This window comes from Pseudomonas sp. NPDC087185 (assembly GCF_044744955.1).
GTDB lineage: Bacteria > Pseudomonadota > Gammaproteobacteria > Pseudomonadales > Pseudomonadaceae > Aquipseudomonas.
In genome coordinates this window covers 526,059-542,177 of sequence record NZ_JBIUZK010000002.1, presented here as the reverse complement: position 1 = coordinate 542,177, position 16,119 = coordinate 526,059, and the positions used below count along the sequence as shown (strand labels likewise).

Below are 16,119 nucleotides of genomic sequence, written 5' to 3'. Positions count from 1 at the left end.
GTTTGGTAGGCACAATTGGACTCGAACCAACGACCCCCACCATGTCAAGGTGGTGCTCTAACCAACTGAGCTATGTGCCTGTCGTGTGGTGCGCATATTAGTCATCAAATGCACACCTGTAAAGCGTTTTTTTAAAAAAATCAAAAACTTTCAGAGACTTGCCGCACCTGCAGCACACCGCATTTCGCGAGGCGCAGAATGCAAAAAGGGCGACCCTTTAGGATCGCCCTTTCTGATGTTTGGTAGGCACAATTGGACTCGAACCAACGACCCCCACCATGTCAAGGTGGTGCTCTAACCAACTGAGCTATGTGCCTGTCGTGTGGTGCGCATTCTACGGATTTCAAACCCCCTGTCAACACTTTTTTTCGTGCTAACTCACTGAATCTTAAACCCTTTATAGAGAAGGGCCGACCGGGGCGGAGTAAAGGATTTTCAACGGACGACTAGCGGGTGTTTATTATTATTGATAGCATCGGTACATTCGTTAAAAATATAAAACACGAGGTTTCTCGAGCATGGCCAATACCCCCTACCCCCAGTCCTACTACGCCGCCTCGGCTAACCCGGTGCCGCCGCGTCCGGCGCTGCAGGGTGAGGTGGAAACCGATGTGTGCATCATCGGCGCCGGCTACACCGGCCTGTCCAGCGCACTGTTCCTGCTGGAAAATGGCTTCAAGGTGAGCATCGTCGAAGCGGCCAAGGTCGGCTTTGGCGCATCGGGTCGCAACGGCGGCCAGATCGTCAACAGCTACAGCCGCGACATCGACGTCATCGAACGCACTGTCGGCCCCAAAGAGGCACAATTGCTGGGCCACATGGCCTTCGAAGGCGGGCGCATCATCCGTGAGCGCGTGGCCAAGTACAACATCCAGTGCGACCTGAAGGATGGCGGCGTGTTCGCCGCACTGACGTCCAAGCAGATGGGCCACCTGGAATCGCAAAAGCGCCTGTGGGAACGTTTCGGCCACAACCAGCTGGAACTGATGGACCAGAAGCGCATCCGTGAAGTGGTCGCCTGCGACAGCTACATCGGCGGCATGCTGGACATGAGCGGCGGCCACATCCACCCGCTCAACCTGGCCCTGGGCGAGGCGGCCGCGGTCGAATCGCTGGGCGGCATCATCTATGAGCAAACCCCGGCCATCCGCATCGAACGTGGTGCCAACCCGGTCGTGCACACCCCGCAGGGTAAAGTACGCGCCAAGTTCATCATCGTTGCCGGTAACGCCTATCTGGGCAACCTGGTGCCAGAGCTGGCCTCCAAGTCGATGCCATGCGGCACTCAGGTGATCACCACCGAGCCGCTGGGTGAAGAGCTGGCCCGTACCCTGCTGCCGCAGGACTACTGCGTCGAGGACTGCAACTACCTGCTCGATTACTACCGCCTGACCAGCGACAAGCGCCTGATCTTCGGCGGTGGCGTGGTTTACGGTGCGCGTGACCCGGCCAACATCGAAGCGATCATCCGCCCGAAAATGCTCAAGGCCTTCCCGCAACTGAAGGACGTGAAGATCGACTACGCCTGGACCGGCAACTTCCTGCTGACACTGTCGCGCCTGCCACAGGTAGGCCGTATCGGCGACAACATCTATTACTCGCAGGGTTGCTCGGGCCACGGCGTGACCTACACCCACCTGGCGGGCAAGGTGCTGGCCGAGGCGTTGCGTGGCCAGGCCGAGCGTTTCGACGCATTCGCCGGGCTGCCGCACTACCCGTTCCCGGGTGGGCAGATGCTGCGCGTGCCGTTCAGCGCCCTGGGTGCCTGGTACTACAGCCTGCGCGATCGTCTGGGCTTCTGATGCAGAAGGTGCCGGCCCACATGGGCCGGCACCGGCAAACTACCTTCCCAGGCTATTCACGGCCTGCTTCGCCGCCATTTCCTGGCCCGCCCGGGCCAGTTCGTCGGCGGCCTGCAGCCAGCGCTGCCGGTCCACCTGGGCCGGCAGTTGCCTTGGCGGCTGCACCAGCACTGCCCAACTGCCCTCCTGCGCCCACGCCGCCTGGAAATCATCAAACGCCATCATCTGCCGTCGGTGCATGCCGGCACGCAGCAGCACGCGCTGCTTGTAGCGGTCATAGCCGATCAGCAAGGCATAGCGCGGCTCGCTCCACCATGCCGACCCTTCCTGATAGCGCAGTAAAACCGGGTTACCGGCTGCCACCTGGGCCAGCAAGGCATCCAGCTGTTTGTCCAGCGGGTACACGACCATGCCGTAATCGCGTGCCACACGAGGAATGCTGGTGCCCAGCGAGTCGGCGCCCTGCGGCAGGTTCAACGGCTTGTCCAGCAGCCCTGGGGTGATCGGCGCGCCCTGCTGCGAGAGCAGTGCCGCCAGGGCCATGGCTGCGCTGTGGTTGGCATTGCCCCGGTAGAACGGCACGCTGCTGATCTCGACCCGCTGCGGCAGGCCTTTGAGCGAGGCCGGTGGCGCGCTCGCACAACCGGCTGCACTGGCAGCGATCAGGCACGCCAGCAACAGGCGGCGCGGGCCGGCGCCCCACGATTTAAAAGTAAGAAGTTGCATGGACACTCGCTTGTTCTGACACCAGGTCAATGATCATAGGGCCCAGCGCCACGCGGGTATAGCCCGGCGCAGGCTTGGAACCAAATGAACCAAGCAATAGACCATCGATCAATGGAACGTCACACACGCGGGGCTAGACTAAGGAAGTGTCTGGAGGGCGAGCCGTGGGCTGGCCCGAGAGAAGGAGGCACACATGAGCCTGACAATGGCAATTCTCATGCTGGTGGGTATGTGGCTTAGCGTCGCTGCCGCCATGTTGTGGGGTGTTCTACGTATCGTGCGGCGCCATTCACACCATCACCCCCTGCCACCACAGGCCGCCGCCAAACCCAGGCCTGTCAGCCGCGAGCGGCAGCATGCCGGGGTGCATTGATTCACAGAGTTATTGAACCCATTCGCCGGCAAGCCGGCTCCCACAAGGTACCGCACTGTTCCTGAAACCGGTGCAGTACTTGTGGGAGCCGGCTTGCCGACGAATGGGGGCGCAATGCGCCCCCGAACTATCAGCCTTCGGCGGCTTCACGCTTGAGCCGTGCGCGACGGGCGAAGATGTTGAGCATCTCGATCACCGTCGAGAAGGCCATCGCCGCATACACGTAACCTTTCGGCACATGGGCACCGAAACCTTCGGCGATCAGGGTCATGCCGATCATGATCAGGAAGCCCAGGGCCAACATCACCACGGTCGGGTTGTCGTTGATGAAGTTGGCCAGCGGGTCGGCGGCCACCATCATCACGATCACGGCAGCGATCACGGCGATGATCATGATCGGCAGGTGCTCGGTCATGCCAACGGCGGTGATGATGCTGTCGACCGAAAACACGATGTCCAGCAGCAGGATCTGGAAGATCGCGGCAGCAAAGCCCAGGGTAACGGTGGACGACACCTTGGCTTCTTCCTTGGCACCGTGCGGGTCGACGCTTTCGTGGATTTCCTTGGTCGCCTTCCACAGCAAGAACAGGCCACCGGCAATCAGGATCACGTCCTTCCAGGAGAAGGCGTTGCCGAACACCTCGAACACAGGGTCAGTCAACTGGACGATCCAGGCCACCGTGCTGAGCAGCCCCAGGCGCATGATCAAGGCCATGCTGATACCAATACGTCGGGCCTTGGACCGGTATTCGACCGGCAACTTGTTGGTCAGGATCGAGATGAAGATCAGGTTATCGATACCCAGTACGACTTCCATGGCCACCAACGTGGCGAGGGCTACCCAGGCGGTGGGGCTTGCGGCGAGTTCCAGCAAATATTCCATTTTTCAGTCCTGCAACGGTTCTGGGTCAGATGTCCTGTGTCTTGCCTTGCGGTTCGGCATCCTTGGGCTTCTGCCCTTCAGTGCCGATGGCGTCGCTAAGTGCCTCTTGGGCCGCCTTGTTGGTGTCGTCGATGGCCTGCTTGGCCGACTTGGCGGCCTGGTCGAGCATCTGCTGGGCGGATTTCTCGGCCTGGTCGCAGCCGGCCAGGCTCAGCAGAGCCAAGGCTAGCACCAGTGGCGTACCGATGGATTTGAGTTGCAACATGGGGTCCTCGCTTGTCGATATACCGGCGGCGCGCAATGCGCCTGATGGAGCGGGATTCTAAAGAGAGCGATACATCAGGAAAATTCGTATTTTCAGCGGTTATACTTCGGTTTTTACGAAGCGAGAATGCGTCGATGCTCAACTACCGCCAGTTGCACTACTTCTGGGTCGTGGCCAAAACCGGCAGCATTGTGCGTGCCAGTGAGCAACTGAACCTGACGCCACAAACCATCAGTGGGCAGATCAGCCTGTTTGAGCAGACCTACGGCCTGGAACTGTTCCAGCGGGTCGGCCGGCAGCTGGAGCTGACCGAAACCGGGCGCCAGGCCCTGGCTCATGCCGAACAGATGTTCCAGATCGGCGGTGAACTGGAAGCCATGCTGCGCGCCGGCCCACAGGAGCAGATCCTGTTTCGCGTAGGGGTGGCCGACGTGGTACCCAAGTCGATCGTCTATCGCCTGCTCGCCCCCACCATGGAACTGGACGAGGTACTGCGCATCAACTGCCGTGAAGACAAGCTGGAGCGTTTGCTGGCTGACCTTGCGATCCAGCGCCTGGACCTGGTGATTTCCGACAGCCCCATGCCCAACCACCTGGATATCAAGGGCTACAGCCAGAAGCTCGGCGAATGCGGCCTGAGCTTTTTTGCTACCAAGGCCCTGGCCAAACGCCATGCCGGAGCCTTTCCCGCCTGCCTGCACGACGCGCCCATGCTGATCCCCGGCCAGGAAACCGTGGTGCGCAGCCGGCTGTTGCGCTGGCTGGAAGAGCAGCAGGTACAGCCGCGGATCGTTGGCGAGTTCGACGACAGTGCCTTGATGCAGGCGTTCGGGCAGTCAGGCAGCGGCATTTTTGTCGCCCCGAGCGTGATTGCCGAGGAGGTGTGCCGCCAATACGGGGTGGAGCTGATCGGGCAGACCGACGCGGTGCTTGAATCGTTTTACGCCATCTCGGTGGAGCGCAAGGTCAAGCACCCAGGGATCGTGGCGATCACCGAGGGTGCGAGAAGGGAGTTGTTTCACTGGTGACATGGTAAAGTCGCGCGCTTTGAAGTTACCGAGATACCGCTGCACATGTCCCCCGTCCTCCGTCTCCTCAACCGCACCAGCCTGGTGACCCAGATCGTCATCGGCCTGGCCGCCGGCATCGCCCTGGCCCTATTGGCGCCGGCCATCGCCCGCGACCTGGCGTTCCTCGGCAAGGTGTTCGTCAGCGCCCTCAAGGCGGTGGCACCGGTGCTGGTGTTCGTCCTGGTCATGGCCTCGATCGCCAACCATCGCCACGGCCAGCAAACCCACATCCGGCCCATCCTGTTTCTGTACCTGCTCAGCACCTTTGCGGCCGCAGTGGTGGCCGTGGGCGCCAGCATGCTGTTCCCCTCGCACCTGGCCCTGAGCACCGGCCAAGCCTCGCTGAGCGCGCCAGGCGGCATCGTCGAGGTGATGCAGAACCTGCTGCTGAGCGCGGTTGACAACCCGGTCAGCGCACTGGTCAACGCCAACTTCATTGGTGTGCTGACCTGGGCCATCGGCCTGGGCGTAGCGCTGCGCCACGCCAGCGAAAGCACGCGCACCGTGGTCGACGATTTGTCCAACGGCGTAACCCTGATCGTGCGCGTGGTGATCCGCTTCGCCCCGCTGGGCATCTTCGGCCTGGTCAGCTCCACCCTCGCCCATTCGGGCCTGGACGCCCTGCTCGGCTATCTGCACCTGCTGGGGGTGCTGATCGGCTGCATGCTATTCGTGGCGCTGGTGATGAACCCGCTGATCGTGTTCTGGAAGATCCGCCGCAACCCTTACCCGCTGACCTTGCTGTGCCTGCGCGAGAGCGGCATCACCGCCTTCTTCACGCGCAGTTCGGCCGCCAACATTCCGGTCAACCTGGCGTTGTCGGAGCGCCTGGGGCTGCACGAAGATACCTACTCGGTATCGATCCCCCTGGGGGCGACGATCAACATGGCCGGCGCGGCCATTACCATTACCGTGCTGACCCTGGCCGCAGTGCACACGCTGGGTATACCAGTCGACCTGCCGACTGCCGTGCTGCTGAGCGTGGTGGCGGCGATCTGTGCCTGCGGTGCGTCGGGCGTGGCCGGCGGCTCGCTGCTGTTGATTCCGCTGGCGTGCAGCCTGTTCGGCATTCCCAGCGAAATCGCCATGCAAGTGGTAGCGGTAGGCTTCATCATCGGGGTGCTGCAGGATTCGGCAGAGACTGCACTGAATTCGTCGACCGATGTGCTATTTACGGCCGCGGCGTGCGAAGCCGAAGAGCGGCGCAGCGTGTAAAACAGCCGGGGCCGCTACGCGGCCCCACTCCCGCAAGTGTGGCGCTGAACTTGAGCGCGGCAGGGTACTTGTGGGAGCGGGCTTGCCCCGCGAAGAGGCCAGTGATTGCTTAAGCCAAGCGCTTTACCTACGCTAGTGGCCTTTTCCTCGCAATGAGACAGGGCCATGTCAGACCACGAAACCGCAGACGAAGGCCGCTTCACCCCTATCGAGATTCGCATTCTCGGCTCGCTGATCGAAAAGCAGGCCACCAGCCCGGAAAGCTACCCGCTGACGCTTAATGCCCTGCTCCTGGCTTGCAACCAGAAAACCAGCCGCGAGCCCGTCATGAACTTGACCCAAGGCCAGGTAGGCCAGGCCCTGCGTGCCCTTGAAGGGCAGGACATGACCCGCCTGCAGATGGGCAGCCGCGCCGACCGTTGGGAACAGCGCGTGGACAAGGCGCTGGAGCTCGTACCGGCGCAGCTGATACTGATGGGCCTGATGTTCCTGCGTGGGCCGCAAACCCTCAACGAGTTGCTGACCCGCAGCAACCGCCTGCACGCATTCGACGACACCGAACAGATCCAGCACCAGCTCGAGCGCCTGATCGCGCGCGGCCTGGCCCTGCACCTGCCACGCCAGGCCGGCCAGCGCGAAGACCGTTACACCCACGCGCTCGGCGACCCTGCAGAAATCGAGACGATTCTTGCCGCTCGACAACAGGAAGGTGGCGCTCGCAGCAGTGCTGGGAGTGTTTCGGAAGAACGGATCGAAGCCCTGGAAGCACGGATTGCTGCGCTGGAAGCGCGCCTGGCCGAGCTCGAAGGCTAGGCCAGTCAGTGTTCAGGTTCGGGGAAATTACGGCAGCTTTTACGGTCTGCCAGTTCCTGGTCACTGGGACGCTGGTCGACGAACACGGTGCGGCCGTCGGCGTAGATTTCCAGGTAGCCCCAGTGCAGGTCCTGCTCCTGCTGCCCGGGCTGGGGTGGCACTAACCACCAGGGTTCGCGGCTGATCAGGGTCATGGGAGAGATTCCTGAGGGTGTCCGGGGTAATGATAGACACCCTCAGGCCAGCGACGGGTCTACGCCGGTGCCGAAGTGCGGATCAGGTGATCGAAAGCCGCCAACGATGCCTTGGCGCCCTCACCCACCGCGATGACGATCTGCTTGTACGGCACCGTGGTCACATCACCCGCGGCGAACACGCCAGGAATGTTGGTCGCACCCTTGGCGTCGACGATGATCTCACCACGCGGCGACAGCTCGACCGAGCCCTTCAGCCAGTCGGTGTTCGGCAACAGGCCGATTTGTACGAAGATGCCCTCCAACGCCAGGTCATGCAGCTCATCACTGCTGCGATCCTTGTAGCGCAGGCCGTTGACCTTCTCGCCGTTACCCAGCACTTCAGTGGTCAGCGCACTGGTGATCACCTTGACGTTCGGCAGGCTGTGCAGCTTGCGCTGCAACACGGCGTCGGCACGCAGCTGGCTGTCGAATTCGATCAGCGTCACCTGGGCGACGATACCGGCCAGGTCGATGGCCGCTTCCACACCGGAGTTACCGCCGCCGATCACCGCCACACGCTTGCCCTTGAACAACGGGCCGTCGCAGTGCGGGCAGTAGGCCACGCCACGACCGCGGTATTCTTGCTCACCGGGCACGTTCATTTCGCGCCAGCGGGCACCGGTGGCGAGGATCACGGTCTTGGCCTTGAGCGAGGCGCCGCCAGCCAGCCGTACTTCGTGCAGGCCGCCATCGGTAGCCGGGATCAGCGCTTCGCCACGCTGCAGGTTCATGATGTCCACGTCGTACTGCTTGACGTGCTCCTCAAGCGCCGTGGCCAACTTCGGCCCTTCGGTTTCCTGCACCGAGATGAAGTTCTCGATGGCCAGGGTGTCGAGCACCTGGCCGCCAAAACGCTCGGCAGCAACACCGGTACGGATACCTTTACGCGCGGCGTAGATGGCAGCCGAAGCGCCCGCTGGGCCACCGCCGACCACCAGCACGTCGAACGCGTCCTTGGCGTTGATCTTCTCCGCCTGGCGGCTGCCCGCGTTGGTGTCGAGCTTACCGAGAATCTCTTCCAGGCCCATGCGGCCCTGGCCGAACACTTCGCCGTTCAGGTAGATGCTCGGCACCGCCATGACCTTGCGCGACTCGACTTCATCCTGGAACAGCGCACCATCGATGGCCACGTGGCGCACCTTGGGGTTGAGCACGGCCATCAGGTTCAGCGCCTGGACCACGTCCGGGCAGTTCTGGCACGACAGCGAGAAGTAGGTTTCGAAGGTGAACTCGCCGTCCAGCGCCTGAATTTGTTCAATCACCTCGCTACTGGCCTTGGACGGGTGGCCACCGACTTGCAGCAGCGCCAGCACCAGGGAGGTGAATTCATGGCCCAGGGGGATGCCGGCAAAACGCAGGCTGATATCAGCCCCCGGGCGATTGAGCGAGAACGAAGGACGACGGGCGTCGCTGCCGTCCGCGCTCAAGGTAATGAGGTTCGACAGGCCGGCGATTTCCACCAGCAGGTCGTGCAATTCGCGTGACTTCGCGCCGTCGTCGAGGGAAGCTACGATCTCGATCGGCTGGGTGACCCGCTCCAGGTAGGTTTTCAGTTGCGATTTAAGCGTGGCGTCCAACATACGGGCGATTCCTTTTTCAAAACTCGGATACAAAAACGCCCAGGCGAGGTCGCCCGGGCGTTTTACGGGGCGGTGACTACTTCAGCTTTGGCGGCTGGCTACCGCCCACGACGTGCGCATTGACTTAAATCTTGCCAACCAGGTCCAACGACGGCGCCAGCGTGGCTTCGCCTTCTTTCCACTTGGCCGGGCAGACTTCGCCTGGGTGAGCGGCGACGTACTGGGCAGCCTTCACTTTGCGCAGCAGTTCGGCAGCATCGCGGCCCACACCACCGTCGTTCAGTTCGACGATCTTGATCTGGCCTTGCGGGTTGATCACGAAGGTACCGCGATCGGCCAGGCCGGCTTCTTCGATCAGCACGTCGAAGTTGCGCGAAATGAGGTGGGTCGGGTCACCGATCAGCGGGTACTGGATCTTGCCGATGGTTTCCGAGGTGTCGTGCCAGGCTTTATGGGTGAAGTGGGTGTCGGTGGACACGCCGTAGATTTCCACGCCCAGCTTCTGGAACTCGGCGTAGTTGTCAGCCAGGTCGCCCAGTTCGGTCGGGCAGACGAAGGTGAAGTCGGCTGGGTAGAAGAACACGACAGACCACTTGCCTTTCAGGTCGGCTTCGCTGACCTGGACGAACTCGCCTTTGTGGTAGGCGGTGGCGTTGAAAGGTTTGACCTGGCTGTTGATGATTGGCATGAGAGACGCTCCTTCATGGGGTTGGAATCAGTTGATGGAGAGAATCCTAACCGCTGGTCGCCAGGAAGGCTCATTGGCAAACCTCATGCTGGTGATTGGTTTTGGCTATAAAGGCGCGTAAAAGGTAGATCTTTTGATTCCTAAGGCAGAAGCACCTCTGCGGTCTACCTAACTGGTCTGCTTGCAGGTGGCCACTGACGGGCAGGGTTCAGGCTCAAGCCAGCACTGTTCATCTTCGGCATCGCCCCACACCACTCGCCACTTTTCCTGGTCGCCCGTGCTGCGTACATACAGTTGGCTACCCTGCCCAACCAGTCCGAGTTCGCTGCCTTGCTCATCAAGGATTTGCGCCCCAAACGGCAGCGCCGTGCCATCACTCAACCACGCCGTGATCACCTGCAAGCCCCCAGTACGCGTCGGATAGAGCAGCAGCGTCGCCGCCCCGGCACGCGGGACCACAGCCTGGCCGGTGAGTTTCAGCTCGACATCGCGAGAGGTACCCTTGGGGTCGAGGTCCACGTGATTGACTTCATACGGTACGAGCGATGGCACCACTGCGTACCCGCGCCGATCGAGGCGTAGCCGTGGATGTTGCCGGATACCCGTCCCAACGGCACCTGGGGCCTGCACGATGGCAAAACTATCGCCCAACGGCGGTGCAGCGATCACTCCACCAGCATGGGCGACCAATGCCCCCCGCGCCCCCACGGACACCTGCCGATGCCCGCTACGCGTTGCCAGCGTGCCGCTGATTTCACCACCAGCGCCATTGTGACGCACATTCGCATCCAAGCCTGCCTCGTTACGCGCACCCTGCTGGCGAACCGCCGCCAAGCCATAACCCCATTGCCCCTGCTCGCCACCGGCAGCGCTCCAACGCAGGTTGGACTGACTTTGCCCCAGGGAATCAACATTGATACCACTGCTCACGGTCGCGCGCCGATGTTCGCCAAAGGGCATGCTGACATTGAAGGCATAGGTCGTGAGTGTTTGCCCCAGGGCGCCCTGTTCACGGTTGATGTTCAGCCCGTAGGTCAAAGCGCCGAAGTGGTTGCTGTAGCCCAAGCTGTAACCTGCTCTGCGCGCCCCCCCCTGCCAATTTCGGCGGTCGCTGGCGGTGAAACTCAGCCGCCCGAGCGGGTCAACCAGATGCTGATGCACGCTCAACTGCAGTTGTTTTCGCAGCCGAATGGCCCGTGCACTGCGCGTCGCGTTGACGAAATCATCAAAAGCGTAATAGTCGGGGCTGTCGCTTTGGGTCAGCGTTGCACCCAGATCTGTCCCCAGGGCTGCGAGTCGATGTCGCCAGCTCCAACGTAACGCATTGCCACCCGTAGCCTGCCCCGAGGATAACGTGGCGCGGCTGCCGTAAAGGGTCAGGCCGATAGCACCGATGCCACTATTGATTGCAGCGCCCATGGCACTGGCTAGGTAATCCTCCGCGAGCCAAGTGCCCCCATGCAGACTAAAGAGATTGTCGAGCCCCTGCTGCCAACTGCCCTGAATGAAGCCAGGGCCGGTACGGCCGGACTCATTGCGCCATACCCCACTGCTGAACTCGAACCGACTGGCGCCGGGGCGCAGGGCCAAGGGCGCTGCCTGACTCGGCAGAAAGAAGGTGCGCACGCTGCCATCGGCTTCGCGCAGGCTTACCTCGAGCTCTTCGCCAATACCATTGCCAGGCAGGTCATCAATCTCGAAGGGGCCTGGCGCGACCGTGGACTCATGCAGCAATAGGCCCCGCTGACGAATACTCAATAGAGCGTTGCTGTTGGCCACGCCCCGAACCGTCGGCGCAAAACCGCGGAGCGCTTGCGCGATCATGCGCTCATCGGTGCCCAGCAGTACGCCACGAAATGCACTGCCTGGAAACACACCGGCTCTGCTATGGCCATCACCGAGCGTGATCTGGGCCGACCAGTTGGGCAGGTCTGTTCTGACGGAAGTGGCACCCGCTTGATAGCGAGTGGCAGAATCACCTGAAGCCTGCCAGTTGCCTTCGTGACGCCAGTACCAATTCCCCGTATTGAGCCCGCCGCGCAACCCCAGAAACGCCTGCTGCGAGTTGCTGCGCTGTTGCAAGTCCTGGCGTTGGAAGTGGTTAAAACTGTAATCGATGAAACCAGCGGTAATCCCGCTGTCCCACTGGTCGACGGCCAGATGATCGCTTGCCTGTCGGCTCAGGGCCTCCTGCGCGACCTGCAGATCCAGACGAAAATTACTGAAATCGAGGGTTTCATCGGCAACTATGCCGAGCCTGTCGAGGGCAATGCACGCACCTTCGTCTGTCAGGACCTCGCGGATATTGCTATCAAATTTCTTCACATCCAGGCCGAGGCTGTGCAACAGCACTTCACTGTAACAAGCCGTACTTTGTGCAGCCCCTGGTTGAACCCGCAGTATTACATCGTGGCGACCCTTCCACTGCTGGTTAAGTGTGATATCGAAGCTGTAGCTGCCTTCCTGCAGGGCCGCACTGAGCTCAAAGCGACGGAGATCAGCCGAAGTGCCCTGACGTAGCAGTTGGGCATCGAACTCGACGCCTGCAGCTTCAGCTGCACACAGCACGCTGAACAATCCAGCGGGCAGTGGGCCACAGGAACGAAGGAGACGGCACCAACCACGTCGCAAATGGGCCATCTCACTCCCCCCACGGCACCTTGGAAGCCGCAGGCACTTCCCGAACCGCGCCGTAGTCATCGATGATCGAATAGCGCAGCTCCAGGGTGGCGTCCCCCAGATCACGCTCAAGTGCAAAGCGAGTGCTCGAGAAAGGCGGGACGTGAGCAGGCGTCAGACTGACCACCTGTTCACCCAGGTGGATGTTCAATTTCGCCAGGTTGACGAAATATGGCCCGGCGTTATCTGCCTGCACCGCCCAGGCTTTACCTGCACGCGTTGCTCGCCAGGTGAGTGCCTGATGCGCATCGACGGCCTTGCCCGGCAAGCCTGATGGGCGATACAGCAGCTTGATGCGGGAACGCAGCGAGAACTGCAAAAAATTACCCGCCCCCTTAGGCGGTACTTCCAGGACGTTGAGCCAAAACAGGCTCTCACGATCTTCTGGCATGGCTTCGCCGGTATGGAACACCCTAAGGCTTTGCGCCTTGCCAGGGTCCAAACGAAACAGCGGTGGTGTGAGGCTGAACGGTACGCGCAGTTGATCCAGCGGTACCTGGGGATCACCCTCATCGATCCAGGCTTGAACCAGCGACGGATGGTTGCCGACGTTGCTCAGTTTGACGGTCACTTCAGGCTGCTCGGCGGGAAAGATAACGCGTGTGGCGGCGATGACCACGCTGGCATTGGCCTGGGCCGATAACAGGCACGCAGCCAACAGCGCTCCACGCGCTAGGACGTTGAGGCAAACATTCATGACATGGGCTCGGTACGTGTGGAGAAATGCAGCCCCGCCGGGGCTGCACTGCTCACTCAGAGGTAGATCAGGGAATACTGGACGCTAGAGGTCACCGGCCCCGGGGTGGCCGCGCCGGTTGCGAAGTACTGCACGAAGAAGACCAATTCGGCCGCGCCGTTGAACACCGTCCGCTGAGGAGCACCTTGCGATCCACTTGCAGCCGCAAGGTTCATCACCTGCTGGGCATTGTTGAGCACCTGCAACTGAACGTTGCCTGCACCACCCGGCGTCAAGTCAAGACGACCTTCCGAGTTGATGTTCGGCCCTTCCAGATACGACGAGACCTCAGTAACCGACGGCGGACAATTGTCTACTTCAAGAACAAACCGCGTTAGACCGGTAACGCTTCCCGCGCGGTTCAAGCTGACAGCATCCGCCACGGGCAACCCGACAATAGGGTTACCGCCATCGTTTCTGACCTCGCAGGTCGACGCCTGAACTTCACCCTGAAAGCTTATCTGACCTCGTTCAGCTTGCGCCGCTCCCGTCCAGACCAGCAGATAGCTCCCGCCCAAGAACAGGACCTTCGATAACATATTCATGCCGCCCCTCCCACTCATCACGTGAAGACGGCCAGCGCATTGCCGGCCGACGCCGATTGTCCGGCGCCGGCCCAGTATCAGTGGGATACGCTTCGCATAACGTCAGGTGAGTAATCTACAAAGACAAGAAAACTCAACCCTGAGAGTAGGAAGATTGCACAGATGAACGTAAGGCCCGCTTCGCTCAACGAGTCGCCGTTCGCATGGTCACGAACTCTTCGGCCGCCGTCGGGTGCACACCGATGGTCTCGTCGAACTGCTGCTTGGTAGCACCCGCCTTCAGCGCGACACCCAGGCCCTGGATGATCTCGCCCGCGTCGGGGCCGACCATGTGGCAGCCCAAGACCTTGTCGGTCTCGGCATCCACCACCAGCTTCATCAGGGTTTTTTCCTGGATGTCGGTGAGCGTCAGCTTCATGGCACGGAAGCGGCTTTCGAAGACCTGAACCTTGTGCCCGGCCTCCAGCGCCTGCTCTTCGGTCAAGCCCACGGTGCCGATTGGCGGCTGGCTGAACACGGCGGTGGGGATGTTCTGGTAATCCACCGGGCGATACTGTTCCGGCTTGAACAAACGTCGCGCAACTGCCATGCCTTCGGCCAGGGCGACCGGGGTCAGTTGTACCCGGCCTATCACGTCGCCGATGGCCAGGATCGATGGCGCGGTGGTCTGGTACTGCTCATCTACACGGATGAAACCGCGTGCGTCCAGTTCCACACCTGTGTTTTCCAGGCCCAGGTTATCGAGCATCGGGCGCCGGCCGGTAGCGTAGAACACGCAGTCGGTGACCAGCTCGCGGCCATCCTTGAGGGTGGCCTTGAGGCTGCCGTCTTCCTGCGGGTCAATGCGCTGGATGTCGGCATTGAACTGCAGGTCCATCCCGCGTTTTTCCAGCTCTTCCTTCAGGTGAGTACGTACCGAACCGTCGAACCCGCGCAGGAACAGGTCGCCGCGATAAAGCAGCGTGGTGTCGGCGCCCAGCCCCTGGAAGATGCCGGCGAACTCCACTGCGATGTAACCGCCGCCCACTACCAGTACGCGGCGTGGCAGCTGCTTGAGGTAGAACGCCTCGTTGGAGGTGATGGCCAGTTCCTTGCCCGGAATATCCGGCACCTGGGGCCAGCCACCGGTGGCGATGAGGATGTGCGCGGCGCTGTAGCGCACGCCTTGCACTTCCACTTCGTTGGCACCGGTAATGCGCGCATGGCCGTCCAGCAGGGTCACACCGCTGTTCACCAGCAGGTTGCGATAGATGCCGTTCAGGCGCTCGATTTCGCGGTTCTTGTTGGCAATCAGGGTGCCCCAGTCGAAATGCCCTTCTTCGAGGGTCCAGCCGAAGCCTGCGGCCTGCTCCAGTTCATCGGCGACATGAGCGCCGTACACCAGCAGCTTCTTGGGCACGCAACCGACGTTGACGCAGGTGCCCCCCAGGTAGCGGCTCTCGGCCACTGCCACCTTTGCCCCAAAGCCCGCGGCAAAACGCGCCGCACGCACACCGCCGGAACCGGCACCAATCACGAACAGATCAAAATCGTAGGCCATGTATTCAGTCTCCTTGGCTGGCGCCCAGCATAACGCCGTTGGCCGCCACAAACAAAAAAGCCACCCCGAAGGGTGGCTCCTCAGAACGGCAGTGGCGAATCAGTAGGCCTTGCCGGTCTTGTAGTAGTTCTCGAAGCAGAAGTTGGTCGCGTCGATGTAGCCTTCGGCGCCGCCGCAGTCGAAACGCTGGCCCTTGAACTTGTAAGCAATCACGCAGCCGTTCTGCGCCTGCTGCATCAGGGCGTCGGTGATCTGGATCTCGCCGCCTTTGCCCGGCGGGGTGTTCCTGATGATGTCGAAGATATCCGGGGTGAGGATGTAACGGCCAATGATCGCCAGGTTCGACGGGGCGTCTTCCGGGGCCGGTTTCTCGACCATGTTGGTCACACGGAAGATGTCGTCGCGGATCATGTCGCCGGCGATGACGCCGTACTTGTTGGTTTCCTGCGGATCGACTTCCTGGATGGCGATGATCGAGCAGCGGAACTGGTTGTACAGCTTGACCATCTGGGTCAGCACGCCGTCACCTTCCGGGTTGACGCACAGGTCGTCCGCCAGCACGACGGCGAACGGCTCGTCGCCGATCAGCGGCTGGCCAGTCAGGATCGCATGGCCCAGACCTTTCATTTCGGTCTGGCGGGTGTAGGAGAACGAGCACTCGTTGAGCAGACGGCGGATGCCGACCAGGTATTTTTCCTTGTCGGTGCCTTTGATCTGGTTTTCCAGCTCGTAGCTGATGTCGAAGTGGTCTTCCAGGGCACGCTTGCCACGGCCAGTGACGATGGAGATCTCGTTCAGGCCGGCATCCAGTGCTTCTTCAACGCCATACTGGATCAGTGGCTTGTTGACCACCGGCAGCATTTCCTTGGGCATGGCTTTGGTAGCAGGCAGGAAGCGGGTGCCGTAACCGGCTGCCGGGAACAAGCATTTCTTGATCATAAACGTCCTTAAACAAAGGCTGGGCGTGT

Annotated in this window: 16 protein-coding genes and 2 tRNA genes; 5 read left to right on the top strand and 13 right to left on the bottom strand. The window is 61.4% G+C overall.

The genetic code is table 11. The features are described from left to right. Positions 1-3: 3 nt before the first annotated feature. Positions 4-80 (bottom strand) — tRNA-Val (locus tag ACIPIJ_RS07915). Positions 81-240: 160 nt separating this feature from the next. After that, positions 241-317 (bottom strand) — tRNA-Val (locus ACIPIJ_RS07910). 201 nt (positions 318-518) lie between these two features. Here ACIPIJ_RS07910 and ACIPIJ_RS07905 point away from each other — a divergent pair. Next, positions 519-1,802 (top strand): NAD(P)/FAD-dependent oxidoreductase, encoded by a 1,284-nt coding sequence (locus ACIPIJ_RS07905; RefSeq protein ID WP_401074648.1) that lies wholly within the window; start codon positions 519-521, stop codon positions 1,800-1,802. A 39-nt stretch (positions 1,803-1,841) separates the two neighbouring features. On the opposite strand, the gene ACIPIJ_RS07900 is transcribed toward ACIPIJ_RS07905, so the two are convergent. Then, entirely contained in the window at positions 1,842-2,528 is a 687-nt protein-coding gene (locus ACIPIJ_RS07900) for a peptidase C39 family protein (protein WP_401074645.1), read from the bottom strand. 193 nt (positions 2,529-2,721) lie between these two features. Between ACIPIJ_RS07900 and ACIPIJ_RS07895 the strand changes: the two genes are divergently transcribed. Continuing rightward, complete coding sequence (locus ACIPIJ_RS07895; protein WP_401074642.1) at positions 2,722-2,901, top strand: hypothetical protein; 180 nt, start codon at positions 2,722-2,724, stop codon at positions 2,899-2,901. 130 nt (positions 2,902-3,031) lie between these two features. Here ACIPIJ_RS07895 and ACIPIJ_RS07890 read toward each other — a convergent pair whose 3' ends face one another. After that, positions 3,032-3,784, bottom strand: coding sequence for a TerC family protein (locus ACIPIJ_RS07890; protein WP_401074640.1), 753 nt, complete (start codon positions 3,782-3,784; stop codon positions 3,032-3,034). Between the two features lie 25 nt (positions 3,785-3,809). Then, entirely contained in the window at positions 3,810-4,049 is a 240-nt protein-coding gene (locus ACIPIJ_RS07885; protein ID WP_401074638.1) for a hypothetical protein, read from the bottom strand. A 134-nt stretch (positions 4,050-4,183) separates the two neighbouring features. Between ACIPIJ_RS07885 and nhaR the strand changes: the two genes are divergently transcribed. The 3 genes from nhaR to ACIPIJ_RS07870 all read left to right on the top strand — a co-directional run bounded on the left by nhaR (position 4,184) and on the right by ACIPIJ_RS07870 (position 7,147). After that, the gene (nhaR, locus tag ACIPIJ_RS07880) at positions 4,184-5,077 is read left to right on the top strand and encodes a transcriptional activator NhaR (RefSeq protein ID WP_401074636.1); all 894 of its coding nucleotides are present in this window, start codon (positions 4,184-4,186) and stop codon (positions 5,075-5,077) included. A gap of 45 nt (positions 5,078-5,122) precedes the next feature. Beyond that, positions 5,123-6,334, top strand: a complete 1,212-nt coding sequence (gene sstT, locus ACIPIJ_RS07875; protein ID WP_401074633.1) for a serine/threonine transporter SstT — start codon at positions 5,123-5,125, stop codon at positions 6,332-6,334. Between the two features lie 165 nt (positions 6,335-6,499). Continuing rightward, on the top strand, positions 6,500-7,147 hold the full coding sequence (locus ACIPIJ_RS07870) for a YceH family protein (RefSeq protein WP_401074631.1): 648 nt from the start codon (positions 6,500-6,502) through the stop codon (positions 7,145-7,147). A 5-nt stretch (positions 7,148-7,152) separates the two neighbouring features. On the opposite strand, the gene ACIPIJ_RS07865 is transcribed toward ACIPIJ_RS07870, so the two are convergent. The 8 genes from ACIPIJ_RS07865 to galU all read right to left on the bottom strand — a co-directional run bounded on the left by ACIPIJ_RS07865 (position 7,153) and on the right by galU (position 16,090). Beyond that, positions 7,153-7,341, bottom strand: coding sequence for a hypothetical protein (locus ACIPIJ_RS07865; protein WP_401074628.1), 189 nt, complete (start codon positions 7,339-7,341; stop codon positions 7,153-7,155). Positions 7,342-7,400: 59 nt separating this feature from the next. Next, complete coding sequence (gene ahpF / locus ACIPIJ_RS07860; RefSeq protein WP_401074625.1) at positions 7,401-8,963, bottom strand: alkyl hydroperoxide reductase subunit F; 1,563 nt, start codon at positions 8,961-8,963, stop codon at positions 7,401-7,403. A gap of 124 nt (positions 8,964-9,087) precedes the next feature. Then, complete coding sequence (gene ahpC, locus ACIPIJ_RS07855; protein ID WP_401074623.1) at positions 9,088-9,651, bottom strand: alkyl hydroperoxide reductase subunit C; 564 nt, start codon at positions 9,649-9,651, stop codon at positions 9,088-9,090. Between the two features lie 168 nt (positions 9,652-9,819). After that, positions 9,820-12,219, bottom strand: a complete 2,400-nt coding sequence (locus ACIPIJ_RS07850; RefSeq protein WP_401075725.1) for a fimbria/pilus outer membrane usher protein — start codon at positions 12,217-12,219, stop codon at positions 9,820-9,822. A 73-nt stretch (positions 12,220-12,292) separates the two neighbouring features. Then, positions 12,293-12,949 (bottom strand): molecular chaperone, encoded by a 657-nt coding sequence (locus ACIPIJ_RS07845; RefSeq protein ID WP_401074621.1) that lies wholly within the window; start codon positions 12,947-12,949, stop codon positions 12,293-12,295. A 134-nt stretch (positions 12,950-13,083) separates the two neighbouring features. After that, positions 13,084-13,611, bottom strand: coding sequence for a fimbrial protein (locus ACIPIJ_RS07840; RefSeq protein WP_401074618.1), 528 nt, complete (start codon positions 13,609-13,611; stop codon positions 13,084-13,086). A 184-nt stretch (positions 13,612-13,795) separates the two neighbouring features. After that, on the bottom strand, positions 13,796-15,151 hold the full coding sequence (gorA, locus tag ACIPIJ_RS07835; protein WP_401074616.1) for a glutathione-disulfide reductase: 1,356 nt from the start codon (positions 15,149-15,151) through the stop codon (positions 13,796-13,798). A 99-nt stretch (positions 15,152-15,250) separates the two neighbouring features. Beyond that, the gene (gene galU, locus ACIPIJ_RS07830; protein WP_012315035.1) at positions 15,251-16,090 is read right to left on the bottom strand and encodes a UTP--glucose-1-phosphate uridylyltransferase GalU; all 840 of its coding nucleotides are present in this window, start codon (positions 16,088-16,090) and stop codon (positions 15,251-15,253) included. Positions 16,091-16,119: the final 29 nt, after the last annotated feature.

What these genes read in the sequence shown, in the direction of transcription:
- ACIPIJ_RS07905 (WP_401074648.1), top strand. Translation starts at nt 519, where the DNA reads ATGGCCAATACCCCCTACCCCCAGTCCTACTACGCCGCCTCGGCTAAC.
- ACIPIJ_RS07900 (WP_401074645.1), bottom strand. Translation starts at nt 2,528, where the DNA reads ATGCAACTTCTTACTTTTAAATCGTGGGGCGCCGGCCCGCGCCGCCTG.
- ACIPIJ_RS07895 (WP_401074642.1), top strand. Translation starts at nt 2,722, where the DNA reads ATGAGCCTGACAATGGCAATTCTCATGCTGGTGGGTATGTGGCTTAGC.
- ACIPIJ_RS07890 (WP_401074640.1), bottom strand. Translation starts at nt 3,784, where the DNA reads ATGGAATATTTGCTGGAACTCGCCGCAAGCCCCACCGCCTGGGTAGCC.
- ACIPIJ_RS07885 (WP_401074638.1), bottom strand. Translation starts at nt 4,049, where the DNA reads ATGTTGCAACTCAAATCCATCGGTACGCCACTGGTGCTAGCCTTGGCT.
- nhaR (WP_401074636.1), top strand. Translation starts at nt 4,184, where the DNA reads ATGCTCAACTACCGCCAGTTGCACTACTTCTGGGTCGTGGCCAAAACC.
- sstT (WP_401074633.1), top strand. Translation starts at nt 5,123, where the DNA reads ATGTCCCCCGTCCTCCGTCTCCTCAACCGCACCAGCCTGGTGACCCAG.
- ACIPIJ_RS07870 (WP_401074631.1), top strand. Translation starts at nt 6,500, where the DNA reads ATGTCAGACCACGAAACCGCAGACGAAGGCCGCTTCACCCCTATCGAG.
- ACIPIJ_RS07865 (WP_401074628.1), bottom strand. Translation starts at nt 7,341, where the DNA reads ATGACCCTGATCAGCCGCGAACCCTGGTGGTTAGTGCCACCCCAGCCC.
- ahpF (WP_401074625.1), bottom strand. Translation starts at nt 8,963, where the DNA reads ATGTTGGACGCCACGCTTAAATCGCAACTGAAAACCTACCTGGAGCGG.
- ahpC (WP_401074623.1), bottom strand. Translation starts at nt 9,651, where the DNA reads ATGCCAATCATCAACAGCCAGGTCAAACCTTTCAACGCCACCGCCTAC.
- ACIPIJ_RS07840 (WP_401074618.1), bottom strand. Translation starts at nt 13,611, where the DNA reads ATGAATATGTTATCGAAGGTCCTGTTCTTGGGCGGGAGCTATCTGCTG.
- gorA (WP_401074616.1), bottom strand. Translation starts at nt 15,151, where the DNA reads ATGGCCTACGATTTTGATCTGTTCGTGATTGGTGCCGGTTCCGGCGGT.
- galU (WP_012315035.1), bottom strand. Translation starts at nt 16,090, where the DNA reads ATGATCAAGAAATGCTTGTTCCCGGCAGCCGGTTACGGCACCCGCTTC.